Annotated in this window: 14 protein-coding genes; 12 read left to right on the top strand and 2 right to left on the bottom strand. The window is 64.1% G+C overall.

Going from position 1 to position 12,654, the window contains the following annotated elements; genetic code table 11:
* Positions 1-31 precede the first annotated feature (31 nt).
* Together tam and E5CHR_RS24005 are read right to left on the bottom strand one after the other, a co-directional pair.
* Positions 32-808 carry a trans-aconitate 2-methyltransferase gene (tam, locus tag E5CHR_RS24000; protein ID WP_162583872.1) on the bottom strand — a complete coding sequence of 259 codons (777 nt, stop codon included), beginning with the start codon at positions 806-808 and terminating at the stop codon, positions 32-34.
* A gap of 22 nt (positions 809-830) precedes the next feature.
* On the bottom strand, positions 831-1,817 hold the full coding sequence (locus E5CHR_RS24005) for a malate dehydrogenase (protein ID WP_162582163.1): 987 nt from the start codon (positions 1,815-1,817) through the stop codon (positions 831-833).
* A 190-nt stretch (positions 1,818-2,007) separates the two neighbouring features.
* Here E5CHR_RS24005 and E5CHR_RS24010 point away from each other — a divergent pair, with 190 nt between their 5' ends.
* The 12 genes from E5CHR_RS24010 to leuB all read left to right on the top strand — a co-directional run bounded on the left by E5CHR_RS24010 (position 2,008) and on the right by leuB (position 12,567).
* On the top strand, positions 2,008-2,769 hold the full coding sequence (locus E5CHR_RS24010; RefSeq protein WP_162582164.1) for a GntR family transcriptional regulator: 762 nt from the start codon (positions 2,008-2,010) through the stop codon (positions 2,767-2,769).
* A 169-nt stretch (positions 2,770-2,938) separates the two neighbouring features.
* Positions 2,939-3,385, top strand: coding sequence for a succinate dehydrogenase, cytochrome b556 subunit (gene sdhC / locus E5CHR_RS24015; protein WP_162583873.1), 447 nt, complete (start codon positions 2,939-2,941; stop codon positions 3,383-3,385).
* Between the two features lie 52 nt (positions 3,386-3,437).
* Positions 3,438-3,803, top strand: a complete 366-nt coding sequence (gene sdhD / locus E5CHR_RS24020) for a succinate dehydrogenase, hydrophobic membrane anchor protein (RefSeq protein WP_162582165.1) — start codon at positions 3,438-3,440, stop codon at positions 3,801-3,803.
* A 5-nt stretch (positions 3,804-3,808) separates the two neighbouring features.
* On the top strand, positions 3,809-5,620 hold the full coding sequence (gene sdhA / locus E5CHR_RS24025) for a succinate dehydrogenase flavoprotein subunit (RefSeq protein WP_162582166.1): 1,812 nt from the start codon (positions 3,809-3,811) through the stop codon (positions 5,618-5,620).
* A 23-nt stretch (positions 5,621-5,643) separates the two neighbouring features.
* Positions 5,644-6,345 carry a succinate dehydrogenase iron-sulfur subunit gene (locus tag E5CHR_RS24030; protein WP_106555149.1) on the top strand — a complete coding sequence of 234 codons (702 nt, stop codon included), beginning with the start codon at positions 5,644-5,646 and terminating at the stop codon, positions 6,343-6,345.
* 14 nt (positions 6,346-6,359) lie between these two features.
* Positions 6,360-6,662 carry an FAD assembly factor SdhE gene (locus E5CHR_RS24035; RefSeq protein WP_162582167.1) on the top strand — a complete coding sequence of 101 codons (303 nt, stop codon included), beginning with the start codon at positions 6,360-6,362 and terminating at the stop codon, positions 6,660-6,662.
* A gap of 23 nt (positions 6,663-6,685) precedes the next feature.
* Positions 6,686-7,996, top strand: a complete 1,311-nt coding sequence (gene gltA, locus E5CHR_RS24040) for a citrate synthase (protein ID WP_162582168.1) — start codon at positions 6,686-6,688, stop codon at positions 7,994-7,996.
* Positions 7,997-8,114: 118 nt separating this feature from the next.
* Complete coding sequence (locus E5CHR_RS24045) at positions 8,115-8,255, top strand: entericidin A/B family lipoprotein (RefSeq protein ID WP_162582169.1); 141 nt, start codon at positions 8,115-8,117, stop codon at positions 8,253-8,255.
* A gap of 117 nt (positions 8,256-8,372) precedes the next feature.
* Entirely contained in the window at positions 8,373-9,317 is a 945-nt protein-coding gene (locus tag E5CHR_RS24050) for a LysR substrate-binding domain-containing protein (protein WP_162582170.1), read from the top strand.
* Between the two features lie 47 nt (positions 9,318-9,364).
* Positions 9,365-10,786, top strand: a complete 1,422-nt coding sequence (leuC, locus tag E5CHR_RS24055; RefSeq protein ID WP_162582171.1) for a 3-isopropylmalate dehydratase large subunit — start codon at positions 9,365-9,367, stop codon at positions 10,784-10,786.
* A 12-nt stretch (positions 10,787-10,798) separates the two neighbouring features.
* A complete protein-coding gene (gene leuD, locus E5CHR_RS24060; RefSeq protein WP_162582172.1) occupies positions 10,799-11,449 on the top strand; it encodes a 3-isopropylmalate dehydratase small subunit in 651 nt (216 codons plus the stop codon).
* A gap of 29 nt (positions 11,450-11,478) precedes the next feature.
* Complete coding sequence (leuB, locus tag E5CHR_RS24065) at positions 11,479-12,567, top strand: 3-isopropylmalate dehydrogenase (protein ID WP_162583874.1); 1,089 nt, start codon at positions 11,479-11,481, stop codon at positions 12,565-12,567.
* Positions 12,568-12,654: the final 87 nt, after the last annotated feature.

Genomic DNA, 12,654 nt, shown 5'->3' on the forward strand with positions numbered 1-12,654 from the left:
GCGCTATTCGCCTTCGGAACGGCCGGGCGGCTCATGGCTTTCGCCGGGCAACGATGAACATGCGCGGGAAGGCCAGCAGCCGTTTGCCATCAGCGCGCGGTGGATAAGCGGCATCCACGCGGCGCTCGTACGTGGCCAGATAGCTCGCCTGCAGATCGGCGGGCAGCCGGTCGATGAAGGGCTTGAGGCCGGTGCCGCGCACCCATTCGACGATGGCTGCCGCGGAGCCCATGGGATGCTGGTATGCAGTGCGCCAGACATCGACCTGCGCCGCCTCGGCAGCCAGCAGGTCGTAATAGCCGACCAGCGGCAGCAGCAGCGTGCGCAGCCGGTCGGCATCGCCGATGGGCTCGGCCCACGGCGCCTCGGCTGCGACCTCGCGCATCAGCCGGTGCGTCGGTTCCTCGCGGTTGTCGGGCATCTGGATGGCGAGCACCCCGCCGGGCGCCAGGGCGGCGAACAGGCGCGGAATCAGCGTCTCGTGATCGGCGACCCATTGCAGCGAGGCATTGGCGTAGATCAGATCGGGCGGCGACTCGGGCTGCCAGCTCGCGATGTCGCTGAGCTCGAAGCGCGCCGCCGGCAAGCGCTCGCGCGCACTCTTCAGCATTGCTTCGGAGTTGTCGGTACCGATCACCTCGGCACCGGGGAATCGCTGCACCAGCAGCTCGGTGGAATTGCCGGGACCGCACCCCAGGTCGACCGCGCGGGTCGCCGAGGGCAACGGAACCCGCGCCAGCAGTTCCTGCGCGGGGCGCGTGCGCTCGTCCTCGTAGCGACGGTAGAGCGCAGGATTCCAGTCGAGCATGCCGGTGGCTGACGGGTGGAACTCAGAGCAGGTGGGCAACGCCGGCCTGCTCGTCCTGCAGTTCCTTCAAAGTCTTGTCGATGCGTTCCTGGCTGAACTTGTCGATCTCCAGGCCTTCGACCAGCTTGTACTCGCCGTTTTCCGTTGTGACAGGAAAGCCGAAGATGACGTCCTTCGGAATGCCGTATTGGCCGTCGGAGGGGATTCCCATCGTGACCCACTTGCCGTTGGAGCCCAGCGCCCAGTCGCGCATGTGGTCGATGGCGGCGTTGGCTGCCGAGGCGGCCGACGAAAGGCCACGCGCCTCGATGATGGCCGCGCCGCGCTTGCCGACAGTGGGCAGGAACACATCGGCGTTCCAGACCTGGTCGTTGATGAGGTCCTTGACGCTCTTGCCATTCACCGATGCGAAACGGTAGTCGGCATACATCGTCGGCGAGTGGTTGCCCCAGACGGTGAGCTTTTCGATGTCGCCCACGGCCGTGCCGGTCTTGGCGGCGATCTGGCTGGCGGCGCGGTTGTGGTCCAGGCGCAGCATGGCCGTGAAGTTCTTGCGCGGCAGGCTGGGCGCGCTCTTCATCGCGATGTAGGCGTTGGTGTTGGCCGGGTTGCCGACCACCAGCACCTTGACGTTGCGGCTCGCGACCTGGTCCAGGGCCTTGCCTTGCGCGGTGAAGATCTGGGCATTGGCGGCCAGCAGGTCGGCGCGCTCCATGCCGGGGCCGCGCGGGCGGGCGCCGACGAGCAACGCGTAGTCGGCGTCCTTAAAGGCCACCAGGGGATCGCCGGTCGGGATCACGCCCGCCAGCAGCGGGAAGGCGCAGTCCTCGAGCTCCATGATCACGCCCTTGAGCGCCTTCTGCGCTTTTTCGTCCGGGATCTCGAGCAGTTGCAGGATGACCGGCTGGTCCTTGCCGAGCATCTCGCCGGAGGCGATGCGGAACAGCAGGGCGTAACCGATTTGGCCGGCGGCGCCGGTGACGGCAACGCGAACAGGCTTTTTGCTCATGGGAAAACTCCAGGAAAGGTGAAAACGGTGCGCGGTCGCGGTTGCGGCCGCGGAGGTCGGGGCCGGGCAAGGCGCCCGGTCGCATAGGCCGGCTCGGATTTTATGCCGATTTGCGCTTTCGATGGCGCCAGTCTTGTGTCTTATATAAGATGTCGCCGACCACGCCGCCGCGGCGCACCCCGCCCTGTCAATGACCACCTCCCCCATCGCGCTTGCCGACCCGGCGACGCCCTCGTTCAGCCCGCTCTACCAGCAGATCAAGTCCTTGATCCTGCAGAGTCTGCACGACGGCGAATGGAAACCGGGTGAACCGATCCCTAGCGAGATCGACCTGGCCGCGCGCTTCCGGGTGAGCCAGGGCACGGTACGCAAGGCCATCGACGAACTGGCGGCCGAGAACCTGCTGGTGCGCCGCCAGGGCAAGGGCACCTTCGTGGCCACCCATGCCGAGCAGCATGTGCAGTACCGCTTCCTGAAGCTGGTCCCCGATAGCGGCGATGTCGACAGCGAAGGCCCGGCCGAGCGCGAGATCGTCGACTGCAGGCGGCTGCGCGCCAGCGCCGATGTTGCACGCCTGCTCGCGCTGCGCACCGGCGACGCCGTGCTGCAGGTACGGCGCGTGCTCGCCTATCGTGGCACGCCCACGATTCTGGAGGACCTGTGGCTGCCGGGCGGGCCGTTCAAGGGGCTCACAGCCGAACGTCTGGCCGCCTGGCGCGGCCCCATGTACGCCATGTTCGAGACCGAGTTCGGGGTGCGGATGGTGCGCGCCGAGGAAAAGATCCGGGCCGTGCTGCCCGACGAGGCGCAGGCCGCCCTGCTCCACGTCAGCACCGCCACGCCGCTCCTGAGCGTGGAACGCCTTGCCCATACGTACCACGACATGCCAATGGAGCTGCGCCGCGGCCTCTACCGCACCGACACGCACCACTACCGCAATGAGCTCGGCTGAGCGCGTCGGCGCAGCAGTCCGCGAAGGCCGCGACTCTTCAACATCCGAGCGCCACGGTGCGGTGACAGTTCAGCGTCAGCTGCCCGATGGTGCATTGCAATAGAATTTTGCGTTGTTTGCATTTCCGTCAAAGAACAAGCCGCCCCCTCTAAAAATTCTGAAAGCCCACATGACAGAGCTGGCCAAACCTTCCCGATCCCAGCGGCGCGAGTTCCGCAACATCAACGCCTTCACCGATCTCACCACCTACCGGCTGCCACCGGCCGGCCTCGTATCGATCCTGCACCGCGTGAGCGGCGCGCTGATGTTTCTGTTGCTTCCCTTCGTGATCTGGATGTTCGACACGTCGGTGTCTTCCGAATACTCCTATGCCCGCTTCAAGGCCGCCTTCAACAGCGGCCTTGGTTTCGTTCCCGGCTGGTTCCTGAAGCTCGTGGCGCTGGCGCTGATCTGGGCCTACCTGCATCACTTCATCGCGGGCCTGCGTCACCTGTGGATGGACGTGAGCCACGCCGCCGTAAGCAGGGAATTCGGTCAAAGCTCGGCCATCGCCACGCTGGCGATCAGCATCCTCCTGACCGCCGTGCTCGGCGCGAAGCTGTTCGGTCTTTATTGATTTGCCGGGTCAGGCAGTCAACTCTGGCCCCAACTGATTAGGAAACTGATTCATGTCTGTGAACTACGGCTCCAAGCGCATCGTCGTCGGCGCGCACTACGGACTGCGCGACTGGCTCAGCCAGCGCATCACCGGCGCCCTGATGGCGCTCTTCACCGTCATTCTGCTGGCGCAGGTGCTCTTCAAGCGCGGCCCGGTCGGCTACGACGCCTGGGCCGGCATCTTTGCCTCGCAATGGATGAAGGTGCTCACCTTCGTGGTGATCGCCTCGGTGCTTTATCACGTGTGGGTCGGCATGCGCGACATCTGGATGGACTACGTCCAGCCCGTCGGCATCCGTCTCGTCTTGCAGGTTTTCACGATCGTCTGGCTTGTGGCGTGCGCGGGTTGGGCCATTCAAGTGCTCTGGAGAGTCTAAGCGCCATGTCTTCCTACACCAAAGAACAGATCACCAAGCGCAAGTTCGACGTCGTCATCGTCGGCGCCGGCGGCTCCGGCATGCGCGCCTCGCTTCAGCTGGCGCGTGCGGGCCTCAACGTGGCCGTGCTCTCGAAGGTCTTCCCGACCCGCTCGCACACCGTCGCCGCCCAGGGCGGGGTGGGCGCCTCCCTCGGCAACATGAGCGAGGACAACTGGCACTATCACTTCTACGACACGATCAAGGGCTCCGACTGGCTCGGCGACCAGGACGCGATCGAATTCATGTGCCGCGAGGCCCCGAAGGTGGTCTACGAGCTCGAGCACTTCGGCATGCCTTTCGACCGCAACCCGGACGGCACCATCTACCAGCGACCGTTCGGCGGCCACACGGCCAACTATGGCGAGAAGCCGGTGCAGCGTGCCTGCGCCGCGGCCGACCGCACCGGTCACGCAATGCTGCACACGCTCTACCAGAAGAACGTGGAAGCCCGCACCCAGTTCTTCGTCGAATGGATGGCGCTCGACCTGATTCGCGACGCCGAGGGCGACGTGGTGGGCGTGACCGCACTCGAAATGGAAACCGGCGACCTGCACATCCTGCAGGCCAAAACCGTGCTGCTGGCGACCGGCGGCGCGGGCCGCATCTTCGGGGCCTCGACCAATGCCTTCATCAATACCGGTGACGGTCTGGGAATGGCAGCGCGCTCGGGCATTCCGCTGCAGGACATGGAGTTCTGGCAATTCCATCCCACCGGCGTGGCGGGCGCCGGCGTGCTGCTGACCGAGGGCTGCCGAGGTGAAGGCGCGATCCTCATCAATAGCAACGGCGAGCGCTTCATGGAACGCTACGCGCCAACCCTGAAGGACCTGGCGCCGCGCGATTTCGTCTCCCGGTCGATGGACCAGGAGATCAAGGAAGGCCGCGGCTGCGGCCCGAACAAGGATTACGTGCTGCTCAAGATGGACCACCTGGGGGCGGAGACCATCCACAAGCGTCTGCCGTCGGTGTACGAGATCGGCGTCAACTTCGCCAACGTCGACATCACCAAGGAGCCGATCCCGGTGGTACCAACCATCCACTACCAGATGGGCGGCATTCCCACCAACATCAACGGCCAGGTCGTGGTGCAGAAGGGTGAGGACAACAGTGCCGTGATCAACGGCCTGTACGCGGTGGGTGAATGCTCCTGCGTGAGCGTCCACGGCGCCAACCGCCTGGGCACCAACTCGCTGCTCGACCTGCTGGTGTTCGGCCGCGCCGCCGGCAACCACATCGTCGAATTCAACGACAAGCAGCGCGAACACAAGCCCCTGCCTGCCGACGCCGCCGATCGCACCCTGGAGCGCCTGAACCAACTCGAGGCGTCGACCTCGGGCGAATACGCGCAGGACGTGGCGGGCGAGATCCGCGCGGTCATGCAGAAGCACGCCGCCGTGTTCCGCACGCAGGCCTCGATGGACGAAGGCGTCCAGAAGATCGCGGCCGTGCGCGCGCGCGTCGGCAACGTCACGCTCAAGGACAAGTCGCGCATCTTCAACACGGCGCGCATCGAGGCGCTGGAAGTCGACAACCTGATCGAGGTCGCACAGGCCACGATGGTCTCGGCCGCTGCTCGCAAGGAATGCCGCGGCGCCCACACCGTTGAAGACTACGAGCGCCCCGCCGACGATCCGGTCGCGCCGCTGGGCCGCGACGACGCGAACTGGATGAAGCACACGCTGTGGTACAGCGAGAACAACCGCCTTTCGTACAAGCCCGTCCAGCTGAAACCTCTGACGGTCGACTCCGTACCGCCCAAGGTCCGCACGTTTTAAGAACACATCAAGAGGTTTTCACGATGAAGCGCACATTCCAGATCTACCGCTACGACCCGGACAAGGACGCCAAGCCTTACATGCAGACGGTGGAAGTCGAGCTCGACGGTCACGAGCGCATGCTGCTCGATGCCCTCATGAAGCTCAAGGCGCAGGATCCGTCGCTGTCCTTCCGCCGCTCCTGCCGCGAGGGCGTCTGCGGCTCGGACGCGATGAACATCAACGGCAAGAACGGCCTGGCCTGCCTGACCAACATGAACACGCTCAAGGGCACGGTGGTGTTGAAGCCGCTGCCCGGCCTGCCGGTGATCCGCGACCTCATCGTGGACATGACGCAGTTCTTCAAGCAGTACAACTCGATCAAGCCCTACCTCCAGAACGACACGGTGCCCCCCGAAAAGGAGCGCCTCCAGTCGCCCGAGGAGCGCGACGAGCTCAACGGCCTGTACGAGTGCATCCTTTGCGCGAGCTGCTCGACCAGCTGCCCCAGCTTCTGGTGGAACCCCGACAAGTTCGTGGGCCCCGCCGGCCTGTTGCAGGCCTACCGCTTCATCGCCGACAGCCGCGACGAAGCGACCGCAGAGCGCCTCGACAACCTGGAAGATCCGTACCGCCTGTTCCGCTGCCACACGATCATGAACTGCGTGGACGTGTGCCCGAAGAGCCTGAATCCCACCAAGGCCATCGGCAAGATCAAGGAACTCATGGTCCGACGCGCCATCTAGATGAAGCGAACCCCATGCAATCCGCCGCCGACCTCGACCAGCCGATCAGCGAACGGGCGCTGAGCAAGCTCAAGTGGCGTTGCCGGCGCGGCTTGCTCGAAAACGACCTGTTCATTGCGCGCTTCTTCGAGCTGCATGAGCAAGGTCTGACCTGCGGGCAGGCGCAGGCCATGGAGACATTGATGGACCTGTCGGACAACGATCTGCTCGACCTCTTGCTTCGAAGAAAGGAGCCCGAGCCCGGATGGGCCGGCGCCGAAGTGATCGAACTGTTGCAGCTGATGCGTACCGAGGGCGCGCACCCCCTCTCATCTTGATCATTTTTTGAAAGACACTCGCAATGAAAGCATCCGACACCAAAGCCACCCTGTCGTTCAGCAACGGCGGACAGAGCGTCGAGCTGCCGATCTACAAGGGCACGATGGGTCCCGAAGTGATCGACATTCGCAAGCTCTATGCGCAGACCGGCATGTTCACGTACGACCCGGGCTTCATGTCGACGGCCTCGTGCGAATCGGCCATCACGTACATCGACGGCGACAAGGGTGAACTGCTCTACCGCGGCTACCCGATCGAGCAGCTCGCGACCAATTGCGACTTCCTCGAGACCTGCCATCTGCTGCTGTACGGCGAGCTGCCGAATGCAGGCGAGAAGAGCGCGTTCACCAAGCTCGTGACGAACCACACGATGGTTAACGAGCAGATGCAGTTCTTCCTGCGCGGCTTTCGCCGCGACGCCCACCCGATGGCCATCATGACCGGCCTGGTGGGTGCGCTGTCGGCTTTCTATCACGACAGCACCGACATCAACAACCCGAAGCACCGCGAGATTGCCGCGATCCGGCTGATCGCGAAGATGCCGACGTTGGTGGCGATGGCCTACAAGTACACCATCGGCCAGCCATACATGTACCCGAAGAACGATCTCAGCTATGCGGGCAACTTCCTGCACATGATGTTCGCGACGCCGTGCGAGGAGTACAAGGTCAGCCCGGTGCTCGAGCGCGCACTCGACCGCATCTTCATCCTGCATGCGGACCACGAGCAGAACGCCTCGACCTCCACCGTGCGCCTGTGCGGATCGTCGGGCACCAATCCGTTCGCGGCGATCGCGGCCGGCGTGGCCTGCCTCTGGGGCCCGGCCCACGGCGGCGCCAATGAGGCGGCGCTCAACATGCTCTACGACATCCAGAAGGCGGGCGGCGTCGACAAGATCGGCGAGTTCATCAAGCAGGTCAAGGACAAGAGCTCGAACGTGAAGCTGATGGGGTTCGGGCACCGCGTCTACAAGAACTACGATCCGCGCGCCAAGCTGATGCAGGAAACCTGCCGCGAGGTGCTGGGCGAACTGGGCCTGGAAAACGATCCGCTGTTCAAGCTGGCCATGGCGCTCGAAAAGATCGCCCTGGAGGACGAATACTTCGTCTCGCGCAAGCTCTACCCGAACGTGGACTTCTACTCGGGCATCGTGCAACGCGCAATCGGTATCCCGGTACCGCTGTTCACCGCCATTTTCGCGCTCGCGCGTACGGTCGGCTGGATCGCGCAGCTCAACGAAATGATCGGTGACCCCGAGTACAAGATCGGCCGTCCGCGCCAGCTCTTCGAAGGCTCGCCCAAGCGCGACGTGCAGCCCCTCGCCAAGCGCTGATCGTTCGCGGCGCTCAATCTGAAAAGCTGCCCTCGGGCAGCTTTTCTGCGTTTTGGCTGACACGCGCGTGCAGGCGGCAAGCGCACGCTGCGAAGCACTTAAACGAAGGAGTACTTAGATGAAGAAGCTTGCCGCATTGATCGCCGTCGCGTTTACTCTCGCCGTTCCGCTGCACGGCTGCAACACCTGGAAGGGGGCCGGCCAGGACGTGCAGAAGGCGGGTGAGAAGATGGAAGACTCCGCCAAGAAGCGCCAATAAGCCTGCTGAACAGCATCGCAGGTCGGCAATCATGTCATCGCACTTGGCGATGACTCAACACTAAAAACAGAAGGACAATAGGGGCTTCCATCTCCGTCGGAGATGTCAGCGCCCCTTATGTCCTCATCCGAACGAAGCTTCGCCCGCCGCATCGACCTCACGTCGCTGCAGTTGTTCGTTGCCGTTTGCGAACTCGGCAGTATCGGGCGCGCGGCGGAACGCGAATTCATCGCCGCTTCTGCGATCAGCAAGCGACTGTCGGATCTGGAGGCCACTCTCGGCACGCCTCTGCTCTATCGCCATGCGCGTGGCGTCGACCTGACGCCTGCCGGCGAGAGCCTGTTGCATCATGCGCGCTCCGTGCTTTACAGCCTGGAGAAGATGCAGGGCGAGCTCAGCGAATACGCCGACGGCGTGCGCGGCCATGTTCGCGTGCACGCCAACATCTCCGCCATCGTGCAATTCCTGCCCGAAGACCTGGGCGCCTTCACGCGCGAGCACGACGCGATCAAGATCGACCTCGAAGAGCATCTCAGCAGCGAGGTGGTGCGCGCGGTGCAGGAAGGCGCGGCCGACCTCGGCATCTGCCACATGCCCGAGGGCGCGAATGAGCTGCAAAGCCTGCTCTATAGACATGACACGTTGGTACTGATCGCGCCTTTGGGCCATCCACTGGCGAGCCGCGGGGTGATCGACTTTGCCGATTCGTTGGCCTGCGACCACGTGGGCCTGCACACCAACAGCTCGATCTACGTCGCCATGCACCAGGCGGCACTGGCTGCCGGCCGCACCATCAAGCTTCGCATCCATGTCACGGGCCTGGACGCCATGTGCCGCATGATCGAGAACGGCCTGGGCATCGGCGTCATGCCGCAACGCGCCTTCGAATTGATGCAAGGCGGCATCGGTCGTGGGCTGCGCAGCATCGCGCTCGCTGACGCCTGGGCAGCCCGAGAGATCCGGCTTGTGGCTCGTGACTTTTCGACACTGCCCGTCGCGGCGCGTACGCTGGTCAAGCACCTGCAGGCGCCGGACGCGGCGGCCGCTCCGCTGGCGGCCTGACGCCGGCCCGCAGACTATTTTCCCTTCCCACGAAAGAGACCCTCACCATGGCACGCACGCTCTACGACAAGCTTTGGGACGAACACGTCGTCCACACCGAAGAAGACGGCACCTCGATCCTGTACATCGATCGCCACTTGGTCCACGAGGTGACCAGCCCCCAGGCCTTCGAGGGGTTGCGTGAAGCCGGCCGCAAGCTGTGGCGCATCAGCTCGGTGGTCGCGACTGCCGACCACAACACGCCCACCACGCACTGGGAGCGCGGCTATGACGGCATTGCCGACCCGATCAGCAAGGAGCAGATCACGACCCTGGACAGCAACATCCGGGAGTTCGGCGCCGCTGCCTTCTTCCCCTTCCTGAGCAAGCGCCAGGGCATCGTGCACGTGATCGGACCCGAGTCTGGCGCCACGCTGCCGGGCATGACGGTCGTGTGCGGCGATTCGCACACTTCGACGCACGGCGCATTCGGCGCGTTGGCGCACGGCATCGGCACTAGCGAGGTCGAGCACGTGATGGCCACGCAGACGCTGCTCGCGAAGAAAGCCAAGAACATGCTGGTGAAGGTCGAGGGCAAGCTCGCTCCTGGCTGCACCGCGAAGGACATCGTGCTGGCCATCATCGGCCGCATCGGTACTGCCGGTGGCACGGGCTACACCATCGAGTTCGCCGGCTCGGCCATCCGCGATCTCAGCATGGAAGGCCGCATGACGGTTTGCAACATGGCGATCGAGGCCGGTGCGCGGGCCGGACTGGTAGGGGTGGACGAGAAAACCATCGCCTACATCAAGGGCCGGCCCCTCGCGCCCACCGGCGTCGAATGGGACCAGGCGGTTGAATACTGGAAAACGCTGCAGTCCGATCCGGGCGCGCACTTCGACACGGCGGTCGAGCTCGACGCGACCCAGATCAGGCCCCAGGTCACCTGGGGAACGTCGCCCGAAATGGTGGTGCCGGTGGATGGCCGCGTGCCGGATCCGGACAAGGAGAAAGACGCCAACAAGCGCGGCGCCATCGAGCGGGCCCTGAACTACATGGGCCTGGAGCCGAACAAGGCAATGAACGACATCTTCATCGACAAGGTCTTCATCGGCTCTTGCACCAACAGCCGCATCGAGGACATGCGCGAGGCCGCCGCCATGGTCAAGAAGCTGGGCCAGAAGGTCGCGAAGAACGTCAAGCTCGCGATGGTGGTGCCGGGCTCCGGCATGGTGAAGGAACAGGCCGAGCGCGAGGGCCTCGATCAGATCTTCAAGGCCGCGGGCTTCGAATGGCGCGAGCCCGGCTGTTCGATGTGCCTGGCGATGAACGCCGACCGGCTTGAGCCCGGCGAGCGCTGCGCCTCGACCAGCAATCGCAACTTCGAAGGCCGCCAGGGTGCCGGTGGCCGAACCCATCTCGTGAGCCCGGCCATGGCTGCTGCGGCCGCAGTCCATGGCCATTTCGTCGACGTCCGCCAATTCGCCTGAGGAGCCAGAGTCATGCAGAAATTCACCATCCACAAGGGTCTCGTGGCGCCGATGGACCGCGAGAACGTCGACACCGACGCCATCATTCCCAAGCAGTTCCTGAAATCGATCAGGAAGACCGGCTTCGGGCCCAACCTGTTCGACGCCTGGCGCTACCTCGATCCGGGCGAGCCGGGCCAGGATCCGACCTCGCGCAAGCCCAACCCCGACTTCGTGCTCAACCAGCCACGCTATGCAGGCGCATCCATTCTGCTGGCACGCCAGAACTTCGGCTGCGGCTCCTCGCGCGAGCACGCGCCCTGGGCGCTTGACCAGTATGGTTTCCGAGCCATCATCGCGCCGAGCTATGCGGACATTTTCTTCAACAACAGCTTTAAAAACGGGCTGTTGCCGATCGTCCTGTCCGAGGCGCATGTGGCGCAGCTCTTCGACGAGACCTTCGCCTTCCCGGGCTACAGCCTGACCATCGACCTCGAGCGCCAGGTCGTGGTCAAGCCCGATGGCAGCGAGATCGCCTTCGATGTGCAGGCCTTCCGCAAGTACTGCCTGATCAACGGACTTGACGACATCGGACTGACCCTGCGCCACAAGGACAAGATCCAGGCCTTCGAGGCCGAGCGCCTGGCCCGCAAGCCGTGGCTGGCGCACCAACTGATCGCCTGACGTCTTTTTACTTCTTCAGAATATCTTCCATGAAAATTGCAGTTCTTCCCGGTGACGGCATCGGCACCGAAATCGTGGCCGAGGCCATCCGCGTGCTCGACACGCTGGACCTGTCGATCGAGATGGAGACAGCCCTGGTTGGCGGCGCGGCCTACGAAGCCCACGGGCATCCGCTGCCGGAATCCACGCTCAAGCTGGCCAAGGAGGCTGACGCGGTGCTGTTCGGCGCTGTCGGCGACTGGAAATACGACAAACTGGAGCGCTCGCTGCGCCCCGAGCAGGCGATCCTTGGCCTGCGCAAGAACCTGGGTCTGTTCGCCAACTTCCGTCCCGCGATCTGCTACGAGCAACTGGTCGACGCCTCCAGCCTCAAGCCCGAGTTGATCGCGGGCCTGGATATTTTGATCATCCGCGAGCTCACCGGCGACATCTACTTCGGCCAGCCGCGTGGCCGCCGCACCGCCTCAGACGGCCATTTTCCCGGCGCCGAGGAAGCTTTCGACACGATGCGCTACTCACGACCGGAGATCGAGCGCATCGCCCATGTCGCCTTCCAGGCCGCGCGCAAACGCAGCAAGCGGGTGACCAGCGTCGACAAGGCCAACGTGCTCGAGACCTTCCAGCTCTGGAAGGACGTGGTGAGCGAGGTGGCCAAGGAATATCCAGACGTCGCGCTCGACCACATGTACGTGGACAACGCCGCGATGCAGCTGGTCAAGGCCCCCAAGAAGTTCGACGTGGTAGTCACGGGCAACATGTTCGGTGACATCCTCTCCGACGAAGCGGCCATGCTGACCGGCTCGATCGGAATGCTGCCGTCGGCCTCGCTCAATGCCAGCAATCAGGGCCTCTACGAGCCCAGCCACGGCAGCGCTCCCGACATTGCGGGCAAAGGGGTTGCCAATCCTTTGGCTACAATCCTGTCCGCTGCCATGATGCTCCGATTTTCCCTGAACCAAGCCGAGGCTGCCGACCGGATCGAGTCGGCGGTCAAGCACGTACTGGCGCAGGGCCTGCGGACGGCGGACATCTGGTCGGAGGGCACGACCAAAGTCGGCACGCGCGAGATGGGCGACGCCGTCGTGGCAGCCATCACCAAAAAGACGATTACCGGCTAACCGCAGCCCGCTTCGTCATGCCCTTCCCGGCTCCGACGAGCCGGGCGCCAAAAAAGACAACTTTCTTTTTTCAAAAGGGCACACTGA

Source organism: Variovorax sp. PBS-H4, from assembly GCF_901827205.1.
In the GTDB taxonomy this organism is placed as follows: Bacteria; Pseudomonadota; Gammaproteobacteria; order Burkholderiales; family Burkholderiaceae_C; genus Variovorax.